Source organism: Sinorhizobium sp. 8-89, from assembly GCF_030124325.1.
GTDB lineage: Bacteria > Pseudomonadota > Alphaproteobacteria > Rhizobiales > Rhizobiaceae > Sinorhizobium.
On the sequence record NZ_JASKLR010000008.1, the window covers coordinates 79,426 to 102,677 of the forward strand.

Consider the following 23,252-nt stretch of genomic DNA (forward strand, 5'->3'; position numbering starts at 1 on the left):
CCTTTTCATAATGAGAGAAGATACGTCGCGATCGGCGTAACGCTTCGGCACACTCTTTCGGAACGGCAACTCACTTAGCTTTCAATAGCAATACGGGTGTAAGCTTCCGGCGGAGCATCGTTGGCGCGCATGAGATCCTGCAGGAGGCGCGTCATCGCTTGCTCGATATCCGGCAAGGAAAGGGGCGTATTCTGCCCTGGATCGTCAGCGAGATCATAGAGCCGGCTTTCACTTTCAAGGAGCGCGCCGGGACCGTAGTTGTCGAACATTGGCGACCGGTCGATCACCGGTATCTTGAGTATCGGCGCTCCCTTGGTGAAGGGCATCGGATGCGCAAGCGAGGCTCCGGCGAGTTCCTCAGGCGTGAACGGCTCCCAGATATGCGTTGGCATCAGTGTATATTGGTAAAGCTCCTGCGACCTAGGGTCGGGCGGAAAGCGGTGATAGGTATAGCGTCCGTCGGTCACATTGATCGCGCCGCCGAAATAGCCGAACAGTGCACCATGCCGCAGCTTGCGATCGGCGTCGAGCAGCGGCAGGAGCGAATGCCCCTGCATCTCGTCAGCGGCCGGCACGTCGAACAGATCGAGGAACGTCGGCGCGAGATCGATGGTCTGGGTCAGAGCCGACCGCCGGACGCCGGCGCCTGCCGGCCGGCGCGGATCGTGCACGAAGAGCGGAATGTGGACGATCTCCTCGTACATGTTCATGCGGTTTTTCGCCCAGAAATCGTGCTCGCCGAGAAGAAAGCCGTGATCGGTGGTGACGACGAGCGCGGTGTCGCGCCAAAGGTCGTGCGCATCGAAATAATTAAGAAGCTGGCCGATGAGGAAATCACAAAGCGCGATGAGGGCGTAGTAGTTGGCGCGCAGTTCCTCGCACTCTTCCGGCAGCTCGTCGACGCGGCCGTAGCGCGGCCAGTCGCGAACCGGACCGTTCCAGCCCGTCCTGAATCCTTCGCGAAACCGCTCGGGCGCGGTGAAGGGTTCATGCGGGTCGAACGTCTCGATCTGCAGGAACCAGTTGTCTGCCTTTCGGTTCCGCTCGAGGAACTCCAGTCCCGCGGCGAAGCAGCGCACCGACGGGAACTCGCTCTCTTCTTTGATGAACTCGCGGTTTACGATGTTGCGCCGAAACTTGTCGCGTGCCGACTGGCTGAATTGCCGCTCATGATACATCTGGCGCAGGCGTTCCCATGGTGGCTGTACCATGGCCCTCCACGGATCGCCCTCCTGCCCGCGGATGAAGTCGTAGCTGTCATACCGGGTGTGATAGGTGGCGCCGCCGTCCTCGAAATAATGGAAGTGGTCGGTGACGAGATGACTGTAGCAGCCAGTCTGGCGCAGGAGCTCGGGAAAAGAATTGTCGAACGGCTCAAGCGGGCCCCAGCTCCTGTGGAGAAAGCTGAGCCGTCCGGTTTGCAAGTCGCGGCGTGCCGGCATGCAGGGCAGGCTACCGACATAGTGGCGCTCGAGCGTTGCGGCGCGCCCAGCCAGGCGGGCGAAATTGGGCGTCGGCACCCGCTTTCCCCCGTACGGGGCAAGCACGTGGCGGTTGAGCGAGTCAAAGAGTACGAAGACGGTCCTCATCCTAGTTTCGGCTGTTCCTCATTCAGAGCTGCCGAATGCGCAGCCTGTCGTTCAGCGTGTCGCCCAGTCCCGCTGCAGCAAGTGCCTCGCTGCTTCGAAATTGTTTGTCGAACCGCGCCCCATACGTACATGTGACGCTCCCTTGGCCGTCGCCGTGCCGGCCACCGGATAGCAGCAAAATCCAGTACGCACGCGACCGTTAGCGCCACCCCGTATTGTCGGCGAAAAGAAGTCGGCCGCAACTGAATTGTAGACAATCCCGGGTGCCCGTTCGCCACCCGCAGGCGATCAACGAGACCCGTCGGCTGTGGTCGGCTCATCTCGAGGACGCCCCACCCGCGCGGCCGGCGCGCTTGACGAGCATACCGATGAACGGCACGTCGTCACCGGAGATCGTGTCAATGAGCCCATCGGCGATCCACTGCACGAGCTCCGGCAGGGGATCGCGTCCGCCACGCCAATACTGGGCGAGCACGTCGGGGCGAGGCACGTGTAAGCGGTTGCTGAAGCCCGCTTCATGCAACGCTTTCGCATCGTCGCGGTGGAACATGTCAAGCTCCATCGACACAGAGTTCGCGCTGCACGCCTTTAACACCCCGATGAGGTCGGCGTGGCGGGCGTGGGTTATGGCTTCGGTCGCAAGGTCCGGATGGCGCTCGATGACACGCTTCAACAACACGTGGTCGAAGCTGATGACAATGACGCGGTCGACAGTGCCGGTTGCTCGCAGCAACGCTGCCACGCTATCGACGGCAATGTCCGGCCGCTCCGCTTCCTTGATCTCGAGCACAATCCCCATGTCGTCGGCCTTCGCCCAGTCAAGTGCCTCCGACAGCGTCGGTATCTTCGTTCCGGCGAAAGCGGGATGAAAGCGAACTCCTGCGTCGAGTCTGCGGATCTGCTCGAGGCTGAGGTCGGCTGCAAAGCCGTGTCCGTTCGTCGTCCTGTCGACGGTTAAGTCGTGCAGGACGATCGGCTCACCGTCCGCGGTCAGCACGACGTCGATCTCGACCGTCGTCGCCCCGGCGGCCCTTGCCGCTTCGAATGCCGGCAAAGTATTCTCCGGGTAGTGGAGGCTGTAGCCGCGGTGGCCACAGACATGGACGCGTCCCGCTTCGCGGGCAAGGAAGCTGAAGGCCATATTCAACGTGTTCCTTCATCGTTGGAGCACGACCTCCTTACAAGCGTGCTCTGACAGTTTTGCGAACAACGAGTTCGACCGGGAAGTAGACCGAAATCGGCGGCGAGTCGGGCTCGGCGATGCGTCGGTCGAGAATCGATACGACCTCTCGGGCAATCCGGCAGGGATCTTGCCGCAGGGTGGTCAGACGGTAGGAGGACCATGCGGCCATGGGCACGTCGTCGAAGCCGATGACCGAAACGTCGTCGGGTACGCGCAGGCCGGCGTCGCGAAGGTGATCGAGCGTCCCGAACGCCATGAGGTCGTTCACGCAGAAGACCGCGTCGGGCGCTTGGCCGCTCGCCAGCAGCAGCCGCGCCGCCTCTTTCCCGCCATCGTAGTCGGCAAGGCCGGTCCGAACGATCTTCGCCTCGAATCCGGATGCGGCGGCATATTCAGCGAACGCGTGCTCGCGGGCGGCGAGGCTCGGGCTCGGCTTCGCCCTGTTGACCACAGCGAACCGCGAGGCCCCTGTGCTGCGCAGGGCGGCAAAGGCCTGCTGCGCGCCGTCCCCGTCGTCGCAATGGACGCTGTCCAGGCCGGTCTCGGCCCGATTTACCAGGATCAGCGGCTGTCCGTTTCGCCGCGTGAGCTCGACAAGGCTGGCCGGCGGTGAGCCCGAGAGGAAGACGGTCGCCTCGGCCCGATAGCGCAGCAACTGGCGGCTGGCATTCGCAACGTCGCCCGCTGTGGGCCCGATGTTGATGATCGCAGGAACGTTGGAGCGTTCGATTAAAGCGCGCGAGAGGGCCGCAATCATCTGGGCCCGGAATGGAGTATCGGCATCGGAGGTCACGAGTCCGACCAGCCGGCTCCGATTGGCCAGGAGCCCGCGTGCGAGGTCGTTGACCTGATATCCGAGCGCGGCGGCTGCCGCGTGCACACGCGCCAAGGTTGCCGGTGCGATGCTGGCGCCAGGGGTAAAGGCCCGCGAGACCGCCGACCGGGACACACCCGCAAGCTTGGCGACGGCCTCGGCACTGACGAAGCGACCCTGGTTTCTGTCTCTCGTATCCGACACCGCTCGACTCCGCTGGACATTCCCCAAAGCGCATTCATAATTGTGTTGCACAGCATTGCAACAATCAAGGACGACACGATGAAAGCGTGTCGCGGCTGGGAGGAAATCAGGATGTTTCACTGGAAAATCGGAACGGCTGCGCTTCTGAGTGCAGCATTCGCGGCCGGTAGTGCGGCCTTGCTTGCTGCGACGCCTCTGGTCGCGCAAGAAACCGTGAAGCTCGAACTCTGGTCGCGCCAGGATCCCTCGGGACCGCTGCGCCCCGGTAATGTCATTAAGGCTACCGAGCGGCTGAATAAGGAACTCGAGGCCGAGGGCTCCCCGAAACGCGTCGAGGTTGCCGTTCGCGAGAGTCCCGCCAAGGGCTTCGACGACGACGCACTGCAACTTCTCAAGGTATTCGGCGTCGGCGAAGGCCCCGATATGTTCATCGCCGCGCACGAATGGATCTGCGCCTTCCAGGAGGACGGCTTCGCTCTCAAGCTTGACGATTATATCGCCAAGTACCCTCAACATTTCGGCACGATCTTTCCGTCGCTCTGGTCATCGGCGAAGTGTCCAGATGGTACCTACGCGATTCCGCAGGACGCGGAAGCCAGGATGTTCTTTTACAACAAGAAGCTCCTGCGCGAGGCCGGCTACGACGCTGCCTTCGTCGACGCCATGCCGGAGCGGGCGTTGTCGGGCGACCTGACGTTGGATGAGGTGTTGGAGATTGCCAAGCAGGTCGTCGACAAGACAAAGGCGCAATACGGTGTACTTCACCGGCCGAACAAGGGGCCCGACTACATCATGGTGTTCCAGGCCTATGGCAGCGACTTCGTCGATCCGACAACCGGCAAGCTGCTTCTCGAGCGCGACAAGCTCGCCGCTGCCTTCGGCTGGTTCGAGCGCGGAGTGAAGGAAGGCGTCATTCCGGCCAACAACACCGCGATGGAATTCGATGCGCTGCGGAAGGAGTTCTACACCGGCAACGCCGCTTTCTTCATGTACGGCATCTGGGACCTCGGCAGCGTCGCGTTTCCGACCTACGGGCTGCCGCAGGAGGAGAAGGCCTTCTTCGCGGACTGGGGCTGGATCGCCGGGCCGGCACCCCAAAAAGGCGGCTCGCCGGTCAGCTTGACGCATCCGATCGTCTATGTGATTGCCGCCGACACGAAGGAGCCGGAACTCGCTGTCCGCCTGCTTGGCCACGCTTCAGCGGCCGATCTCAACACGGATCACGCGGTCACCACGACGCATCTCGGCATCAAGCCAGAGCAACTTGAAGACCCGCGCTATGCCAAGGCTTGGCCGCTCGCCAGAGCCACCGAACTGCTGAAGATCACCAAGTTTCTGCCGAACAACTCGCAGTTCGGCGACCTCAACGGCATCATCTATGCCGGGATTCAAGGCATAGAGTCGGGGCGGTTGTCGGCAGAGCAAGCAGCCGATTTCGTCATCGAGGAGGCCTCGTCCTCCCTTGAGGACGTGATCGTCAAATAGGTCCAATCGGTCTCGCGCCCGTCGATCCGGACGTGCCGGGCCGACGGTCGCGATGCCCGCCTTGCGAGCTAAACGATGACGACGATAGCGGATGAACTCACGATCGAGCGGCGCGGCCATGCGGGAGCGGCGGCGCGAAGGCGCACGAACTTCGTGATCTTTCTCGGCCCGGCGATCCTGCTCACGGTCCTCTTCTTCGTCGTCCCCGTCATCATCGATATCACAGTGTCGTTCACCGACCTCAGCCGCTCGCTCCGCATCAGCGAGTTCACCACCGAGCAGTACGAGAAGGTCTTTCGAACGGATCGTCGGTTGTCGCAGGTCATAGGGCTGACCTTCATCTATGTCTTCGGCACGCTGGCGATCTTCAACGTCACCTTTGGCCTGATCCTCGCCATCACCACCACGGCGATCCGGAATGTATCCGGCAGCTTCTTCCGGGGTGTGTGGCTCCTGCCGCGAATGAGCCCGTCAGTCCTCTATATTCTGCTCTGGCTTTGGGCAGTGAGCCCCACCGAAGCCGGCCTCATAAACCAGGTCCTCATGCAAGCGTTCGGTCTCGACGCGCCGCTCGACCTGCTCACTTCGGCGCCGATCGCTCTCATCATCATTTCGAACGGCTTCATCGGCGCTTCGATGGGAATGATCATCTTCACCGCCGCGATCCGCGGCATCCCGGAGCACCTGTTCCATGCCGCGGCAGTGGACGGCGCCGGGACCTTCGCAACGATCCGGTTCATCACCCTACCGGCGCTGCGTTGGCCGATCAGCTTTGTAACAATCTACCAGACACTCTCGCTGCTGGTCAGCTTCGAATACATCCTGCTTCTGACCAAGGGCGGTCCGTTCTACGACACGACTGTCTATGCGCTCTATGTGTACCGTCGCGCATTCGAGAGCGGCCAATACGGCTACGGAGCCGCACTGGCGCTTTTTCTGATCGTCATCGGCGTAATCGTCGCGCTCCTCGGCTGGCGCTTCTTCGATATGGAACGCCTGCTGCAGCGCCCGCGGATCGAGGTGCATTGAGATGGCCGCGCAGACGATCCCCCTGGCGTCCACGACGGTTTCCGGGCCGGCGGCTGACTGGGATGCATTGGCAGCGCGGGCGCGTGCCGTGCGGCGCACCAAGGCGGTCGTCCTCTACGCCTTCCTCATCGCCGTGTCACTGCCGATCATCCTGCCCTATTTCTGGCTCGTGACGATCGCCTTCTCGGCCAAGACCGGCGTTGCCGAGACAGCCGTTCTGTGGCGCTCGATGGCCGTTGTGGTGCCGGCCGTCATCGCCTTCTGGCTCACTGCTGCGCTCGCGCAAAGCCGACGCCAGTTATGGATCGGCATCGCAGCAGTCGCCGCGGTCGCTGTCTTCGCCTTCATCCTCCTGGTCGGGCCTGACCTGCACCTCGGCAACTTCATCTTCCTGTGGGAGCCCGACTTCGCCTCGGTGGTGCGGTCGCGGATCGGGGAAGTCAAAGGCGCCGTCCAGTTTCCCAATGTCTGGCATGCCTTCGGCAACTCGATCCTGATCGCCGGCGCACAGACCGCTATCGTCGTCACCGTCGCCTCATTGGCGGCCTACTACCTGTCGCGCTTCCAGTTCCCCGGCCGCTCCTCGATGCTGCGCTCGCTCCTGGTGCTCCACGCCTTCCCGGTGCTGACGCTGATCGTGCCGATGTTCCTGATGCTCTACTGGATCGGGCTTCTCGATACGCTTTCCGGCGTGATTCTTGTCCTTGTCGCCTTCGAGCTGCCTTTTGCGATTTTCATCATGAAGGGCTTCTTCGACGCAGTGCCGTGGGACATCGAGATGAGCGCGCTGACCGATGGCGCGTCGCGGCGGCAGGCATTTGTGAGCGTGGTGCTGCCGCAGGTGTGGAACGGCATTCTCGCCATCGCGGTCTTCACCTTCATCCGCGGCTGGGAAGAGTACATCTTTGTGTTCACGTTCCTGATCAGGAACAGCAACTGGACAATGAGCCTCTACATGTACTGGGTTCGCGATGACGTCATGGGCGTCGACTACGGTGTCGTTTCTGCGGTCGGCGTCTTCTACCTTGTCCCGAGTCTGATCCTCTACATGGCCGCGCAGCGCTATCTCATGCAGATGTCGATCGGCGGCGTGAAGGGCTGACGGCGATGGCGAAGATCGAATTTCGTAACGTGGTGAAGCGGTTCGGCGCCGTCGAGGTGATCCCCGACATGAACCTCGTCATCGAGGATGGCGAGTTCGTCGCGCTTCTCGGCCCCTCCGGCTGCGGCAAGTCGACGAGCCTGTTCATGCTCGCCGGCATCTATCTTCCAAGCGGCGGCGAGCTCCTCTTCGATGGCCATGTCGTCAACGAGGTAGAGGCACGCGACCGCAATGTCGGCATCGTCTTTCAGTCCTACGCGCTCTACCCGCACATGAGCGTGCGCGACAACATTCTGTTTCCACTGCGCTTCAAGAAAACGCCGCGCGACGAAGCGCTCGCCAAAGTGAAGGCCGCCGCGGACCTTGTCCGGGTCGCGGAGCTCCTGGACCGTCGTCCCGGCGAGCTCTCCGGCGGCCAGCAGCAGCGCGTCGCCCTTGCGCGCGCCCTCGTAAAGGAGCCGCAGCTGCTGCTCCTCGACGAGCCGCTCTCCAACCTCGACGCTTCGCTTCGCCTTTCGATGCGAACCGAAATCAAGTCGCTGCACCAGCAGCTCGGCGTGACGACGGTCCTCGTCACGCATGATCAGGTCGAGGCGACGACCATGGCCGACCGTATCATCTGCATGCGCGCTGGCCGAATCGAGCAGGTCGGACGCCGGACGACCTCTACCTCAGGCCTTCGAGCCTGTTCGTCGCCGGCTTCATCGGCTCGCCGCCCATCAACCTCATTGCCGGTGAAGCCGAGGGCGGCACGGTCACGGTCAACGGCGCCAGGTTTTCGGTCGAGGGCGCGTCGGGGTCGCTGACCATCGGGCTGAGGCCGGAGCACCTCAAATTCGGGGATACCGGCTTCGCCGGCCGGATCGCGCAGATCGAACCGATGGGTCGCGAGATCCTCTATGTCGTCGAAACCGAAATGGGTGCCGTTCGCGTACTTGAACAGGGTTCCTCTGCCGGGCACTCGGCAGGCGAGCAGGTAAAGATCGGTTTCCTGCCCGGGAATTCGCTTGTGTTCGAGACGGAGCCACAGAAGCTCATTGCCGGCGCACATGTCCGAGCACCGGTTTGACAGGGGCGAGCGACAGCCGCTCCATTTCCAAGACGCGGACGAGCGGGCGTATGACGACTGAGACAAGCAAGCATACGGCAAGTCCGCCAGTGGCCGTCGAGGGTCCCCATGGCCCCATTCGGCTCAAGTGGCACAAGCTGCGCACGCACCTTACCGAAGCACCCTTCAAGTGTTCGAATCTCGCACTCGGCTGGCAGCTCGGCGCCAGCCTCGAGGTGGACATACTCGCCACCGCCGATGGCCGCTTCGCGGTTCTCCACGATCCGACGCTCGGTCCCTCGACGACCGGCCACGGCCGCGTGTCGAGCATGCCGATCGCCTCGATGAGGGAGCTCCTCCACCGGAACGCCGGCGGCAGTCCAGACCCGGATGCGCCGGTCCTGTCGCTCGCCGAGCTGGTCGCCCCGCTTCGAAAACTGCCGAGAGCGCCGTCCGCCAACCTTCAGTTGGACCTCAAGCTGCTCGAGGGCCACGCGCTTCCGGACTCGGCAATAGCCGATGCAGCGGCGGCCGTCGCCGGACTCGAGGATGCCATCGTTGTCGGATCGCATCATCTGGATGAGGCACGCCGTCTCGTCGCCGCCATGCCCGGGGCCAGGCTAGGATACGATCCGATGCTGGCGGTATCCCGCCAGAGAAGTCTGCGCGACCCGGAGCGGCTGCTGCGCCACATCGAGCGTCGGAGGACCGGCATGAGCCTCGCCTACCTCCAATTCGATGCTATCGTTGCCTCGGAGAAACAGGGAGGCTTCCCTCTCGTCGCGCGTCTGTTGGAGCTCGGCATCGAGACCGACGCCTGGACAGTCAATCCGGGCCGGCAGATCAGCGACGCTGTCCTACGTAGGCTAATAGGAGCGAGAGTGCGGCAAATCACAACCGACGCTCCAAGTGAGATCTTCCGCCTGATCCGCTCGTTGCCCTGCGTGATCGACGCAACTCCGGATCTCAGCTTCGAATAATCGCGCGCGAACGCTGCCGCGCGATCTTATGTTGCGCTGAATTCAAGCCGCCAATGTCCTGGCTGCGGCAGGTCCCGTTGACACATTATGCGATCTTTCCGGAGCATAAGGGGCGTCCGTGGACCTACGGCGCGCACGGACGGCTCCTCTCCCACCGCGGGACGGATGGCAGGGGTAAGCGCCAGCACATATTCAGCCAAAACGCTCGTTGGGTTGTCATGATGAACATTCGTGCTCATAAAACGTTTCTCTTTCGAGTGAGCGATGGAGGAGCTGCCGTGAGTGCCGACCAACGTATCGTCATCTCGATTGCGCTTACTGCGGCGATCGCTATTTTCGCGGCGACGATGATCGGCATCTTCCTGGCCTGATACCCTCGAGCAAGGCCAGCTAAATGTTCCTCTCGGGGCCATTGAAGTACTAATTGAACAAGGTAAGCAGTTGCTTTCGCCGGCGACCTCAAGCTTATGCGGCTGGCGAGCTACCGGGCTGCTCTACTGTGACGTTGCCCTGGAGATCAGCACCCCATGGGAATGCCTTACCGTCTCCGATGAGCGTCATCTCTGGTGGATATGGGTTGGTAACGTTCTGCATGCCTTGCCTTTGCCTGGAGGCTGCGCGAACTTCCCATCTCGTGCATCTTCAGGACTGGCATTCGAGACCGATGAGCAAAACAGTTTTAGACAATTTGACCGGCATGTACTTCACCCTCGACGCTCCCGATGGAAGCTATGGGACCGGCCAGGTAATTCGCCTTGCTGCCGAAGGCGTCTATTTCGTCCGATTCGACGGCAATGAGGTGACGTTACCTCTAGAGCTCGTGACCGTTGGCGAGATGCTGGAAACCACTGAGGAGGAGTACAAGCTCTGGCGATTCTTCGACACGATCGAAGAAAGGGATAAGTGGATCGAGTGGTTGGATGCCCCATCGAAGCCGCGGGTCATTTCTCTCGTTAAGCCGACGACCCCTTGACGCAGGCCGTCGTCGAAGCAGCTTTGGAAACCTACCGACTGCGCCCATCATTATGACGTCCGTGGCGTTCATAGCAGGCTCTGTCCCTCTGCTGATTGGGCATGGTGCCGGTGCGGAAGTGCGCTTCGCTACAGGCGTGACGTGTTTGCTGGCATGCTCGGGGTCCCGCTGTTCGGCCTGTTCCTGACGCCGGTGTTCTTCATCATCCTGCGACGGATGACGACCGCAAGAGGGATGTCTGATAGTCCTCAGCCACCGACTTGAGGTCAGTCCCGACAGCGGCCCCGCTGCAGACTGCAGCGGGGCTGTGCTTTTTGTCGGGAGATGTGGCGACGATGTTGGGCTCTTCCCTATTGGTGTAGCATTGGACCTCTTTCAGCCCCCCAAGCTCGGTTGGACGCTGCCGGCCCGCTCTATCTTGGGGCACATCCCTGGCGCTGCTTGCCGCCGTGCGCCGAAGTGGGCATGGAATGTCGCCTCGCGAAACTTGCCGGTCGCACTGACCGCGCAATGATTGTCGCAGAACAGCATTCGGCGTCATCGGCGGGCTCATCGTTCACGCTCGGTGGCCGAATGGAATGGAATTCGCTGGGATCGCTATACAGATCCGTTGGAGTTGTTCTTTCGTCCCGTGTTTTCCAGAAAGGCAGGTTCGGTTGACCAGAGCTTTGTCGCAATAGTCCTGCGTTTCGCGTCGAAAATCGGCCTTTGAATTTTTGGAGAAATTACTGTCGCAAGCTCACTTGCGATGTTGGTCCCCCGCCTCGAAGAGCCCCGAACTGCCGATCTTTGGCTTAAAGGCGATACTCGTCATTAGATCCAAGCGAATTTGCCGGCCGCAGCTCTTCACCACGGCCGGCAGTCGCTTATTGAACGGCTGTCGTCCCATAAACGAGGTTCGGCAGCCAGAGCGAAAGTTGCGGAAACATGCTGAGCATCAGCAACAACACCATCATCATCACGAGATAGGGCAACACCTCGCGCGCATAGGCCATCATTGGAACCTTCAGCACCATCGACGAGATGTACATCAGGCCGCCGACCGGCGGCGTGATGCCGGCGATGGTCAGGTTGGTGATGAAGACGACCCCGAAATGCACACGATCGATACCGACGCCGTCGATAATCGGGATCAACATCGGCGTGAGGATAATCAACGCCGCCGAGCCCTCTATCGCTGTACCGACGACGATCAGAAGCACGTTGATGAGCAGCAGCATCAGCAGCGGGTTGTCGGTTGCGCCCCCGAGCCAGCTCGACATCGCCTGCGGTACCTGTTCCCAGGCGAGATAGAAACCGAAGGCCGCAGCCGCGCAGATCATGATCATGACCACGGCCGAATCGCGCACGGACTCGGCAAGTACCTCGGGGATTTGACGGATCGTGAACTCGCGATAACCAAAGACTGCAACGAACAGCACGTAGACGACGACGACCGCGCCAGCCTCTGTGGTCGTGAACAGCCCATAGCGTGTACCGACGAAGATGACCACCGGGATCGAAAGCGCCCAGAGGCCATCGACAAGCGCCTTCACGCCTTCGGCGCGGGTTGCCCTCTCCTTGCGCAGCGGCTTGTAACCGCGCTTCTTGGCAATGAAATAGGTGGTGATCATCAACCCACCGGCAAGCACGAGGCCGGGCACAACGCCGGCCGCAAACAGCCTGCCGATCGAGGTTTCGGCAAGGAAGCCATAGACGATGAGACCGATCGACGGCGGTATGAGGCTGGTGATGATGGCGGCTGAAGAGGTGATTACCGCGGCGAAAGCACGGCTGTATCCCCTCTCCGACATCTCTAAGCCGAGGGTCTTCGCCAGCATGGCCGCGTCCGCATTTGCGGAGGCAGTCAAGCCGCCAAGCAGCGTGCCGAGGACCGTGCACATCTGAGCGAGCGCGCCGGTCATATGGCCGACGAGGACGTCGGCAAGGTTGAGCAGCCGACGGGTGATGCCCGACGCGTTCATGATGCAGCCCGCGAGCACGAAAAGCGGCAGCGCCAGCAGAGACACGGACTGGCTTCCTTCAGCCATCTCCTGGGCGAAATTGGCAAGCGGGATCATGTCCATGTTAAGCAGGAAGAAGGCCAGCGCTCCGATCGCCATCGCCCAGGTGATCGGGGTCGACAGCAGGAAGAGCACGACGACGAGCAACGATGGGCCGGCAAGATGAAAGAAGGTCATATCAGCGATTCCACATTGCGATGCACCCGGGCGGTCCACGGTCTTTCGACAATGAGGTGCTGGATGAACATGCCGGCGGATGCCACGGCGAGCGGGCCGTAGGAGAGGCTGCGCGACAGGTCGAGTGCGATGGTGTGGACCTGGCGCGACGTCCAGGCCTGCCACGCAAACAGTACCGTCATCACCACGAAGAAGGCGGCGAGCAACAGGTAATTGAACCAGGCAATCGCCCTCTGCCAGCTCGCAGGAAATGCCGTGACCAGCACATCGATCGCCGCATGCGTTCCCAGACGGACGCCGGCCACGGAGCCGAAAAAGACGAGATAGGCGAAGGCCATGATTGCCAGCTCGTAGGTCCAGGCGGCCGGTTGGGGGAAAATATAGCGGCTGACAACGCCCCAGAGGATCGAAAAGACGACGACGATGAGCGCGGCAACGCCAATCGCCTCGTCGGCGCGGCGAAAACTGAGAAGAGGAATGGTCTCTTCCCGCAAGCGTGAGGTTTCCATGGCGGCCTCGGTCATTTGAAGAGAAGGAGATGGGCGGCTCAATGCGCCACCCATTTTCGGCTCGGCCGTGCCTGTCTCACGTTCTGCGTCGGTCCCCATCGCCGATGCGGTGTCGACCGTCAGGCCAGCGCCGGGCTACCGGCAGTAGACGGCTTCGTCGCCCTACTCGGCCATCGCCTTCTGCACGCGGTCGTAGATGCCCGGGGTGATATTCGGCACCTTGTCATAGGCGACGCGCGAGGCTTCGACGAAAGCCGGAATGTCGACGTCCGTTACGATCTCGACACCTGAATCGGACAACTGCTTTGCATAGGCATCGTCGGTTTCAAGGGTCATCTGCGTAAGTTCCTGGGCGATCGTCTGCCCCTCCTCCAGGAGGATCTTCTGCAGGTCTTCGGGCAAGCCGTTGAAAAGCTGGGTGGATGCGACCCAAGCGGTGAACATGATCTGGTGGCCAGTCTTCGAGATGACCTTGCGGGTTTCGTTCAACTTCGCGCCGGCGATCGATCCGAATGGCCCCTCAGCAGCGTCGACGACGCCGGTCTGCAGCGCATTGTAGACATCGCCCCAGGGCAGTTCCGTCGGGCGCGCGCCGTAGCTGCCGAAGGTCGCCATCATGATCGGCGAGGACGGCACGCGGATCGTCACGCCGGAAAGGTCAGCCGGGGTACGGACCGGTTTGTTGGAGATGATGTGGCGGTATCCAAAGAGACCGTTGGGCATGATGATCTTGATGCCCTGCGCCTCGAGCTTGCCGGACAATTCCTTGTAGAGATCGGATGCGAACAGACGATCCGTGGCCTCGAGGCTCGGATAGACGTAAGGGCCGGCCAGGATCGACATGTCGGGCACGAACTGGCCGAGCTGCCCGTAGTCGGTGGCGCTCAGCAGGCTGGCGCCGCTCATCACCATTTCGTTGACCTTCTTCTGGGCGCCGAGCTGATCACCGGTCATCACGGTAATCGAGATCCGGCCATCCGAACGCTTCTCGACGCGTTCGGAGAAGGTCTTCATCGCCTTGACGATCGGCTCGTTCGGATTCACCTGCGAGGTCGAGAAACGCAGGCTGTATTCCTGCGCGTTCGCGCCGCAATAGGATAGAGCGGCCATGGCGGCGGCGAGCATGAACTTCTTCATTGATCCTCCTCTTCCGGACTCCCCTCCGGATTTCATTCATAAGCGAATGAATGAGTTATTTACGAATGATACGGGGGCGTCAAGAGGAATGTCTCGAGGCGACCCCGCCAGCTTGCGGTTTGCGGACAACATAAAGCCGCCGCAGGATTCCTGCGACGGCCGCGCGCACTTGAAGGTGAATAGGTGCGTTATATATGAATACCTGTGCGAACGGGTCTGAACACTAAACTCGAAAGATGTAGTCCTTGATGGATTGTGGCTTCATCTCGATCGAAAAGCCCGGCCGCAGCGGCGGCATGTAGGCCGCGTTGCGGATGACGCAAGGCTCAAGGAAGTGTTCATGCAAGTGGTCGACATATTCGATCACCCGGCCATCCTTGGTCCCTGACACGGCGAGATAGTCAATCATCGACAGGTGCTGGACGTATTCGCAGAGCCCTACCCCACCAGCATGCGGCCAGACCGGAAGCTCATACTTCGCCGCCACCAGCAAGACCGCCAGCACCTCGTTGAGACCGCCCATGCGGCAGGAATCGATCTGCACGATGTCGATCGCACCTTCGGCGATGAATTGCTTGAACATAATCCGGTTCTGGCACATCTCGCCGGTCGCGACTCTCACCGGGCTGATTGCCTCGCGGATCTTGCGATGGCCGGCGATATCGTCGGGGCTCGTCGGTTCCTCGATGAAAAACGGCGTGGCAAAGGCCAGTCGCTTGACCCAGTCGATCGCTTCGCCGACTTCCCAGACCTGGTTGGCATCGATCATCAGATAGCGGTCCGGGCCGATTACCTCTCGGACGATGGTCAAGCGGCGAATGTCGTCTGTGAGATCGCGCCCGACTTTCATCTTGATATGGTTGAAGCCCTGATCGATCGCTTCTTGAGCGAGCCGCCGCAGCTTGTCGTCATCGTAGCCAAGCCAGCCGGCCGAGGTCGTGTAGCAGGCATACCCTTCCCTCTCCAGCGTCGCGATGCGCTCGGACTTGCCTCGCTCCGCTTTCCGCAGAATGGTGATCGCCTCGTCGCGGGTCAGCACATCGGTCAAGTAGCGGTAATCGACGATGTCGGCGATCTGTTCCGGCGTCATCTCCGCGACCAACCGCCAGACGGGCTTGCCGGCTTCCTTGGCCAGGAGGTCCCAGATCGCGTTAACGATGGCACCCGTCGCGAGGTGGATCGCCCCCTTCTCAGGGCCAATCCAGCGCAACTGGCTGTCACCAGTCAGATGCCGCCAGAACCGACCCGGATTGGCCAGAATGTCCGCGGTGTTCTGGCCGATGACGAGATGACGCATGGCCTTGATAGCCATGCAGCAGATGTCGTTACCTCGTCCGATCGTGAAAGTCAGGCCATGCCCTGCCAGTGCCGGATCATCGGTGTCGAGGATGACATAGGCCGCGGAATAGTCGGGATCCGGGTTCATGGCATCGGATCCGTCGAGGCTCTGCGAAGTGGGAAAGCGCAGATCGAAGACGCGCAGATCGGTGATGCGGGTCATGTTTGCTCCAATCACTACGCGTTCAGGCGTCGGCGCGAACGCGTTGTTTCTGACTGCCGAGGCCCTCGATACCGAGTTCAACGACGTCGCCAGCCTTCAGATAGCGCGGCGGCTTCATGCCCATGCCGACGCCCGGCGGCGTGCCGGTCGAGATGATATCGCCCGGCTGCAACGACATGAACTGTGAGAGATAGGAAACGAGGTAGGCAACGCCAAAGACCATCGTCTTGGACGAACCGTTCTGCATCGTCTCACCGTTGACCTTCAGCCACATCGGCAGGTTCTGCGGATCCGGCACCTCGTCCTTGGTGACGAGCCAGGGTCCGGTCGGCCCGAACGTGTCGCAGGACTTGCCCTTCGTCCATTGGCCATGGCGCTCGGTCTGGAACGCGCGCTCGGAAACATCGTGAATGGTGCAATAGCCGGCGACATAGTCGAGTGCATCGGCCTCGCTGACATATTTCGTCGTGCGGCCGATGACGATGCCGAGTTCCACTTCCCAGTCGGTCTTTTCCGAGCCGCGCGGCAGGACGAGATCGTCGTTCGGCCCGCCGATCGCCGACGTCGCCTTCATGAAGATGATCGGCTCGGGCGGCACCGTCGCTCCGGTCTCGGCGGCGTGATCGGAATAATTGAGGCCGATGCAGATGAACTTGCCGGTGCCCGCCACGCAGGGGCCGAGCCGCGGATCACCGGCGACCGCCGGCAAGGTCTCCGCGTTGAGCCTGGAGAGTTTCGCCAGTCTTTCGGGGTCGAGGATATCCCCGGCCAGATCCGCCACTTCTCCGGAAAGATCGCGGATCGTGCCGTTGGAGTCGATGAGGCCCGGCTTTTCGCGGCCCGGTTCGCCATAACGAAGAAATTTCATGTGCTGTTTCCTTGGATGGAGGTCAGATGGTCCAGCCGCCGTCGATGGCGTAGGCCTGTCCGGAGGTGTAGGTTGCGCCGGCGAGATAGAGGGCGAGATCGGCAATCTCCTCGGGCGTACCGAGGCGCCCCATCGGCTGGCGGGCAATGAAGGCGGCGCGCGCCGTCTCGTAATCGCCCTGCGCGCGCATGCGGCTTTCGAGCGACGGGCTCTCGACCGTCCCCGGGCAGATCGCATTGCAGCGAATGCCATCGGCCACGTAGTCGGCGGCGACCGACTTCGTGAGCCCGATCACCGCCGCCTTTGTCACGCCGTAGGCGAAGCGGTTCGGCACGCCCTTTATGCTGGAGGCCACCGAAGCCATGTTGATGATCGAGCCATCCTTGCGCGCAAGCATGCCGGGCAAAACGGCGCGGATGGTGCGAATCATGGCCTTGACATTGAGGTCGAAGGCGAATTCGAAATCGGCATCCTTCATCTCGAGGATCGACCCCGCGTGCACGAAACCGGCGCAATTGAAGAGTACGTCCACTCGGCCGATTTTGGCAACCAGCGCGTCGACCGCGCTACCGTCGAGAACGTCGAGCCGATGGGTTTCGACATTACCCTTAGTCGCCAGCGTTGCGAGCGCGTCGGCGTTGATATCGGTGGCATGCACAGTCGCGCCGGCCTTGGCAAAGGCGAGTGCGGTGGCGCGGCCGATGCCCTGGGCAGCGGCGGTGACAAGGACGACCTTGCCAGAAAGATCCGTTGTCATTGTTGATCCCTCATGCTTTGCGTTCGACGATCAGGATATGGTCGGCGGCAAGGACGACCTCGCCACGCTGGTTGATGACTTCGCATCGTTCGACGACGCGCCCCGCCGTCGGTCGCTTCGGATCGTCCTCCTTGGCTGAGATCGTCACGCGGGTGCGGATGGTGTCGCCGATATGGACCGGACGCACGAACCGCAGCCGATCATAGCCATAAGAAAAGGCGACCGGATTGATCAGCGACGCCGTGAGGCCGACGCCAATCGAAAAGATCATGGTGCCATGGGCGATGCGCTGCCCGCCGGGCAGGGTCTTGGCGAATTCAGCATCCATGTGATGCGGAAAGAAGTCGCCCGTATGTCCGGCATGGACCACGAAGTCGGTTTCCGTGATCGTTCGGCCCGTTGTCAGCCTGACATGGCCGAGCTCGTAGTCTTCGAAATGGATTGTCTGTTCTGCCATCGTCAACGTCCAGGAAGTGGCGCGATCGGGGTTGCGGGCCGCGCGCTGGATTGGTAGGCCGCTTCGACCAGCGCCATGGTCTGCCAGGCGTCGTCGACAGAGCCGATCAACTGCTCGTCCTCGCCGCTGGCGAAGCGTTGCAGGTTGGCCATGCGATTGGCAAAAGCGTCCGGGAACCAGGCGCCGGTGAGCGGTACCTCAATCCATTCCACGCCGCCGGCAGACCGGATCCAGAGTTCGTCGGGCTCGCCGCGCGGATAGTCGAGATTGACACCCAACTTGACGTATGCCGCGCCCTCCGTCCCTGAAATGCGGAACTCGCAGGCCTGGAACTTGCGGCCGAAATCATGATCGTGATTGACCGAAAGCACACAGCGCACGCTGTCTCCGTAGTCGAGGATTGCGGCCGTGCGGGTCTGCGCCACCTCATGATTGGGGTGACCTATCGTCTTTGCATGCACACCGTTCGGATTGCCAAGGAGGCCACGGATCAGGTCGAGATAATGGATCGAGTGCATTGCGATCTCGATCCGCGGCAGGCCTTTCAGGAATGGCCAGAGGCCCCAGGGCGTAGCGAGAGCAAGCCATGCATCGAAATCGACAACCTGGCCGAGATAACCCTTGCCGATTGCGTCGCGCAGCGCCAGCATCATTGGGGCGAAGCGCAGCTGGAAATTGAGTGCCGCCTTCAGCTGCCGCTCGCGGCAGATGTTGAGGATTTGCGTTGCGGCTGCGAGATCTCCGCCCATCGGCTTCTGGATCAACGCGCCCGATCCGGTTGGCAGTTTCGACAGGATCGAGGCATGAGCGGCCGGCGGCGTTGCCAGGTCGAAAATCGCGCCTGGACTGGCCAGCGCCTCCGCTTCGGTGGCAAACGCCCGAATGCCCCAGTCGGCAGCAAGCGAAGCCGCCTTCCCGGCGTTCGGGTCGAAGATGCCGGCAACGGGAAAGCCTGCCTTCCGATAGGCTGGAAGATGCGCGTCACCGACGATGCTGCCGGCACCGAAGATGACGATCGGCCGCGGGTTTTCAGGTGCCGGCCACCATTGCTGCAGGGATGTGGGGTCGAAGCCGTCAGCCATGATGGAAGACTTCCTCCATCATGGCCCACCATTCGCCGTCCTTGCGCGTTTCAAGCGGCTTCTGGCAAGGCATGCACACCGACCACCATACCTGGTTCTTCGGGTGCGCCGCCATCTTGGCCATATCCGCGGCGAAATCTTCGCCGACATATTCCCAATAGCCGAACAGCAGGTTCTCCGGCTCCTTCAAGAAGATGGAGTAATTCGTGACGCTGCAATTGGAGATCAGCTCAAGGATCTCCGGCCAAACGGCAGCGTGCAGTTTCTTGTATTCGGCGATCTTTTCGGGCTGAAGGCCGATCACCATTCCCATCCGTTGCATGGCAGCCTCCCCTATTTCGTAAATTCGCGGGTGAACTCGTCGATCGAGCGCGCGTTGACCGCATCCCAGTCCCAGGCAATGCCGATACCGGGTTCGCACGGCGCGATTGCGCGTCCGTCGCGGATCTCCATTCCCTTCGTCGTCAGTTCATCAAGCTGCGGAATGTATTCGACATATTTGCCGTTCGGCACGGCGCAGACGAGGCTGACATGCAGCTCCATCAGGAAGTGCGGGCAAACCGGAATATCAAACGCCTCGGCAGCATGCGCAACTTTCAGCCAGGGGGTAATGCCGCCGATACGGGCGACGTCGACCTGCACGATCGAGCAGGCCCCCTTCTGCATATACTCCCGGAAATGCCGGATCGAATACATGGATTCGCCGACGGCGATCGGGGTCGTTGTCGAGCGGGTCAGACGGATGTGGCCATCGAGATCGTCGGCCGGCAACGGCTCCTCGATCCAGGCCAGATCCAGCTCCCTCAGGCGTGCGGCCCGGCGGATCGCCTCATCGACGGAGAAACCCTGGTTGCAATCGGTCATGATCTCGAAGCCATCGCCGACCGCCTCGCGCATGGCCGCAAGGCGGTCATAGTCTTCGGATCCGTGTGGCTTGCCGACCTTGACTTTGGAGCCGGAAAAACCCCTGGCCTTGGCTTGGAGAGCATCCTCGACGAGCGCTTCCTTTTCGATATGCAGCCAGCCGCCTTCGGTGGTGTAGAGCGGGCTATTGTCCTTGGCGCCGCCGGCGAGCTTCCAGAGCGGCAGGTTCTGCTTGCGGGCGCGCAGGTCCCAAAGGGCGGTGTCAACGGCGGCCAGCGCCAGCGCCGTTATCGCGCCAATCGTCGTGGCATGGGTGGCAAACTCCATCTTGCGCCATACGGCCTCGATGCAATCGGCGTCCTCGCCGATCAGGATCGGAACGAGGTGGTCGGACAACAGGCGCATGACGGAGGATCCGCCGGTTCCGATGGTGTAACTGTAGCCGGTGCCGGTCGCACCGTCGGAATCCGTTATCGTGACGATCGGCGTTTCCTGGCTGACGAAGCTCTGGATCGCGTCGGTCCGCTTCACCTTTGGCTGCAGATCGACCATGCGCAGTTCAATTTTCTCGATTCTTGCCATGTCAGGCTCCCAGCGCCTTGCCGGTCTCGATATCGAAGAGATGGACGCGAGAAAGGTCGAAGCTCATGGGCACACTTTCGCCGGAGCGCAGGGGACGCGGATTGAGCATGCGCGAAACCCAGTCGCGGCCATTGAATTGAATAAACACCAGAGTCTCGTTGCCGAGGGGTTCGGTGATCGTGACGGGCAGATTGATCTCATGCACGGCAGCGGCATCGCCTGCATGAAGACCGTGCCCTGAGGGATAGATGTCGTCCGGGCGCAGGCCGAAGGTGACCTTCTGTCCTGCACGAACAGCACCGACAAATCGTGGCGGAATTGGAAGGCGGATGCCGGTCGCAAAGACCAACTGTCCTTGATCGACGATGGCTTCGTCCATGTTCATCGGCGGCGAACCGATGAAGCCGGCGACGAATTTCGTGGCGGGCCGCTGGAACACTTCCTCCGGCGTCCCGACCTGCTCGATATGACCGTCGCGCATGATGACGATGCGATCGGAGAGCGTCATCGCCTCAACCTGGTCGTGTGTCACATAGATCATCGTCGCCTGCATGCGGGCATGCAGCTTCTTGATTTCGGTGCGGACCTGAGTTCGCAGCTTCGCGTCCAGGTTCGACAGCGGCTCGTCAAACAGGAAGACATCGGGCTGGCGCACGATCGCACGTCCCATGGCCACGCGCTGACGTTGCCCGCCCGACAGTTGAGACGGGCGGCGCTCCAGCAAATGGCCAAGATCGAGAATGGTCGCAGCGTCTTCAACGCGCGTTTTGATTTCATCCGCGGAGCGGCCGGCGATCTTCAGCGAGAAACCCATGTTCTCCGCGACAGTCATATGCGGATAGAGCGCGTAGGACTGGAAGACCATCGAGATGTTGCGGGCGCGCGGCGGCAGGTCATTGACCTTGCGGCCGCCGATCTCGATGGCGCCGCCGCTGACGTCCTCGAGGCCAGCGATCATGCGCAGTGTCGTCGACTTTCCGCAACCGGAGGGGCCGACAAGTGCGATGAATTCGCGGTCCTTCACCTCGAGATCGATGCCGTGAACGACGTCGAGCGCACCATAGCGCTTGACAAGTTTCCTGAGGGTGACAGGAGCCATGAACGTTATCCTTTCACCGCGCCAAAGGTGAGTCCCGAAACGAGGTGCTTTTGAATGATGAAGGTGAGCGTGAGCGCCGGAACGATCATGACCACGGCGAGCGCGCACATGCCGCGCCAATCGATCGTAAACTCGGCGGTATAGTCGAGCAGGCCGACGGGCAAGGTTTTCGAATTGACCGAGCGGGTGATTTGCGAGGCCAGGGCATATTCGTTCCAGGAAGTTAGGAAGGCAAAGATGCCGGCGGACGCAATTCCGGGACCGGCAAGCGGAAACTCCACTTGCCAGAAGGCCTGCCAGGGCGTGCAGCCGTCGATCTGCGCGGCTTCGGCGAGATCCTTCGGAACCTGACGGAAGAAACCGTCGATCAACCAGATGGTGAAGGGGACGTTCAGCGCGACATAGGTCAGGATCAGGCTGAAATGCGTATCGATGATGCCGGTGCGGGCATAGATCATGAAGAGCGGGAGCGAGAGCGCGATGCCGGGCACCGCTCGCGTCAGCATGAAGCCGAGAAAGATCGCCGACTTTGCCTTGAAGCGATAGCGGGCAAAGGCGTAACCGCCCGCCATGCCGATCGCCAGAGCAATAACCGTCGACGTGACGGAAATGATCAGCGAGTTGCGGAAATAATCCCAGACAGGAACCCCGCCCTGCCCGGCCCCGGAAAACATGGCTCGATAGGCGTCGAGTGACAGGCTTTCCGGGATCCAGACCGGTGGTTTTGCCATGATCTCGACCGTTGGACGCAGCGACGAAAGCACGATCCACAGGCCAGGCAGGCAGATCACGGCCATTGCAAGAAAGAGCCCGATCAGATGCGCCGTTTTCAGCAGGCGCCGGCGCAGGCGATGTGACGAATTGATATCCATTACCACTCGGCTCCGATCTGCTGACGCGCGGCGGCGAGCTTGCGGAAGAAATAGACGGTGAAGACGATCGAAAGCAGAATGGCGACGTAGGCCATGGCGTTCGCCATCCCCATGCGTGCGTCGGCATAGGCCGTACGGCCTATCAAGGTCCACAGAAGCTCGGTGCGCTTGGCCGGTCCCCCATCGGTCATGATTTTCACGATGTCGTAGGCACGTGCGACGTCGAGCGAGCGGATCGTCATGGCGATGAAGGCAAACGGCATCAGATAGGGCCAGGTGACGTAGCGGAACGTCTGCCACGGCGTGCAGCCGTCGACATGCGCGGCCTCGACCGGATCCTTCGGCATGGCCAGAAGTCCCGCAAGGATGAGGATGGCGAAGACTGCGGTCGATGACCAGACCTCGGCAATGATGATCGAGACCAGCGCAAGATTGCCGTCAATCAGCCACGGGATCGCGCGATCCGTCACCCCGAGCGACTGCAGCGCATTGTTCACGAAACCGATGTTGTCGTTGAACATGAACTTGAATTGGAAGCCGACGAGCACAGGGGAAAACATCATCGGGAACATCATCACCGTGCGCAGCAGCCGCTGACCCTGAGTGGCCTTGTTGACGAGGAGCGCCAGGCCCAGGCCGAGCAGCATCTCCGTGTTCAGCGCGATGGTGAGCAGGACGACGGTACGGCCGAAGGCAATCCAGAAATCCCAGTTGCTCAATACCGCGACGTAATTGCGCAGACCGACGAAGATCCAGAGGGATTCAGGCTTGGTCAGCCGAAACGGCGTGAAGCTCGAATAGAATGAAAAGACAAGCGGCAGCACGATGACCGCTGTCAGCACGACAAAGGCCGGCAGCAGCAGAAGGACCGGCGCAGACAGTTTCTTGAGCTTCATCAGGCATTCCTGAGGGTGATATGACAACGCCCCGCGCCACG

General features: G+C 61.4%; 21 protein-coding genes and 2 pseudogenes. 7 read left to right on the plus strand and 16 right to left on the minus strand.

Annotated features, from left to right (window positions below; all coding sequences use genetic code 11):
• Window positions 1–74 precede the first annotated feature (74 nt).
• The 3 genes from QN219_RS17140 to QN219_RS17150 all read right to left on the minus strand — a co-directional run bounded on the left by QN219_RS17140 (window position 75) and on the right by QN219_RS17150 (window position 3,790).
• Window positions 75–1,589 (minus strand): sulfatase-like hydrolase/transferase, encoded by a 1,515-nt coding sequence (locus QN219_RS17140; protein WP_284000955.1) that lies wholly within the window; start codon window positions 1,587–1,589, stop codon window positions 75–77.
• A gap of 316 nt (window positions 1,590–1,905) precedes the next feature.
• Window positions 1,906–2,730: a glycerophosphodiester phosphodiesterase family protein gene (locus QN219_RS17145; RefSeq protein WP_284000956.1), complete on the minus strand. Its 825-nt coding sequence runs from the start codon at window positions 2,728–2,730 to the stop codon at window positions 1,906–1,908.
• 37 nt (window positions 2,731–2,767) lie between these two features.
• Window positions 2,768–3,790: a LacI family DNA-binding transcriptional regulator gene (locus QN219_RS17150; protein ID WP_284000957.1), complete on the minus strand. Its 1,023-nt coding sequence runs from the start codon at window positions 3,788–3,790 to the stop codon at window positions 2,768–2,770.
• 111 nt (window positions 3,791–3,901) lie between these two features.
• On the opposite strand from QN219_RS17150, the gene QN219_RS17155 reads away from it, so the two are divergent.
• The 7 genes and pseudogenes from QN219_RS17155 to QN219_RS17190 all read left to right on the plus strand — a co-directional run.
• Window positions 3,902–5,275: an extracellular solute-binding protein gene (locus tag QN219_RS17155; protein ID WP_284000958.1), complete on the plus strand. Its 1,374-nt coding sequence runs from the start codon at window positions 3,902–3,904 to the stop codon at window positions 5,273–5,275.
• Window positions 5,276–5,350: 75 nt separating this feature from the next.
• Window positions 5,351–6,304 carry a sugar ABC transporter permease gene (locus QN219_RS17160; protein ID WP_284000960.1) on the plus strand — a complete coding sequence of 318 codons (954 nt, stop codon included), beginning with the start codon at window positions 5,351–5,353 and terminating at the stop codon, window positions 6,302–6,304.
• Window position 6,305: 1 nt separating this feature from the next.
• Complete coding sequence (locus QN219_RS17165) at window positions 6,306–7,406, plus strand: carbohydrate ABC transporter permease (RefSeq protein ID WP_284000961.1); 1,101 nt, start codon at window positions 6,306–6,308, stop codon at window positions 7,404–7,406.
• Between the two features lie 5 nt (window positions 7,407–7,411).
• Window positions 7,412–8,475: pseudogene (locus QN219_RS17170) on the plus strand (ABC transporter ATP-binding protein).
• A 50-nt stretch (window positions 8,476–8,525) separates the two neighbouring features.
• Window positions 8,526–9,434, plus strand: a complete 909-nt coding sequence (locus QN219_RS17180; RefSeq protein WP_284000963.1) for a glycerophosphodiester phosphodiesterase family protein — start codon at window positions 8,526–8,528, stop codon at window positions 9,432–9,434.
• Window positions 9,435–10,098: 664 nt separating this feature from the next.
• The gene (locus tag QN219_RS17185) at window positions 10,099–10,407 is read left to right on the plus strand and encodes a hypothetical protein (RefSeq protein ID WP_284000964.1); all 309 of its coding nucleotides are present in this window, start codon (window positions 10,099–10,101) and stop codon (window positions 10,405–10,407) included.
• A 43-nt stretch (window positions 10,408–10,450) separates the two neighbouring features.
• A pseudogene (locus QN219_RS17190) lies at window positions 10,451–10,671 on the plus strand (efflux RND transporter permease subunit); the annotation flags it as partial.
• 602 nt (window positions 10,672–11,273) lie between these two features.
• On the opposite strand, the gene QN219_RS17195 reads toward QN219_RS17190, so the two are convergent.
• From QN219_RS17195 to QN219_RS17255, 13 genes are all read right to left on the minus strand, one after another.
• Window positions 11,274–12,587: a TRAP transporter large permease gene (locus QN219_RS17195; RefSeq protein WP_284000966.1), complete on the minus strand. Its 1,314-nt coding sequence runs from the start codon at window positions 12,585–12,587 to the stop codon at window positions 11,274–11,276.
• Entirely contained in the window at window positions 12,584–13,096 is a 513-nt protein-coding gene (locus tag QN219_RS17200) for a TRAP transporter small permease (protein ID WP_284000967.1), read from the minus strand. Before QN219_RS17200 ends, QN219_RS17195 begins: the two co-directional genes overlap by 4 nt.
• A 162-nt stretch (window positions 13,097–13,258) precedes the next feature.
• Window positions 13,259–14,233: a C4-dicarboxylate TRAP transporter substrate-binding protein gene (locus QN219_RS17205; RefSeq protein ID WP_284000969.1), complete on the minus strand. Its 975-nt coding sequence runs from the start codon at window positions 14,231–14,233 to the stop codon at window positions 13,259–13,261.
• Between the two features lie 223 nt (window positions 14,234–14,456).
• Window positions 14,457–15,734 (minus strand): L-fuconate dehydratase, encoded by a 1,278-nt coding sequence (locus QN219_RS17210; RefSeq protein WP_284000970.1) that lies wholly within the window; start codon window positions 15,732–15,734, stop codon window positions 14,457–14,459.
• Window positions 15,735–15,756: 22 nt separating this feature from the next.
• A complete protein-coding gene (locus tag QN219_RS17215; RefSeq protein ID WP_284000971.1) occupies window positions 15,757–16,602 on the minus strand; it encodes a fumarylacetoacetate hydrolase family protein in 846 nt (281 codons plus the stop codon).
• A 22-nt stretch (window positions 16,603–16,624) separates the two neighbouring features.
• Window positions 16,625–17,359, minus strand: coding sequence for an SDR family oxidoreductase (locus QN219_RS17220; protein ID WP_284000972.1), 735 nt, complete (start codon window positions 17,357–17,359; stop codon window positions 16,625–16,627).
• Between the two features lie 10 nt (window positions 17,360–17,369).
• The gene (locus tag QN219_RS17225) at window positions 17,370–17,816 is read right to left on the minus strand and encodes a MaoC/PaaZ C-terminal domain-containing protein (protein WP_284000973.1); all 447 of its coding nucleotides are present in this window, start codon (window positions 17,814–17,816) and stop codon (window positions 17,370–17,372) included.
• A gap of 2 nt (window positions 17,817–17,818) precedes the next feature.
• Entirely contained in the window at window positions 17,819–18,898 is a 1,080-nt protein-coding gene (locus tag QN219_RS17230; protein ID WP_284000974.1) for a Gfo/Idh/MocA family oxidoreductase, read from the minus strand.
• Window positions 18,891–19,220: an L-rhamnose mutarotase gene (locus tag QN219_RS17235; RefSeq protein WP_284000975.1), complete on the minus strand. Its 330-nt coding sequence runs from the start codon at window positions 19,218–19,220 to the stop codon at window positions 18,891–18,893. Before QN219_RS17235 ends, QN219_RS17230 begins: the two co-directional genes overlap by 8 nt.
• 11 nt (window positions 19,221–19,231) lie before the next feature.
• A complete protein-coding gene (locus QN219_RS17240; RefSeq protein ID WP_284000976.1) occupies window positions 19,232–20,344 on the minus strand; it encodes a mandelate racemase/muconate lactonizing enzyme family protein in 1,113 nt (370 codons plus the stop codon).
• Between the two features lies 1 nt (window position 20,345).
• Window positions 20,346–21,443 (minus strand): sn-glycerol-3-phosphate ABC transporter ATP-binding protein UgpC, encoded by a 1,098-nt coding sequence (locus QN219_RS17245; RefSeq protein ID WP_284000977.1) that lies wholly within the window; start codon window positions 21,441–21,443, stop codon window positions 20,346–20,348.
• Between the two features lie 5 nt (window positions 21,444–21,448).
• Complete coding sequence (locus QN219_RS17250; RefSeq protein ID WP_284000978.1) at window positions 21,449–22,315, minus strand: carbohydrate ABC transporter permease; 867 nt, start codon at window positions 22,313–22,315, stop codon at window positions 21,449–21,451.
• Window positions 22,315–23,211 (minus strand): sugar ABC transporter permease, encoded by an 897-nt coding sequence (locus tag QN219_RS17255; protein ID WP_284000979.1) that lies wholly within the window; start codon window positions 23,209–23,211, stop codon window positions 22,315–22,317. The genes QN219_RS17250 and QN219_RS17255 overlap by 1 nt, the downstream gene beginning before the upstream one ends.
• Between the last annotated feature and the right edge of the window lie 41 nt (window positions 23,212–23,252).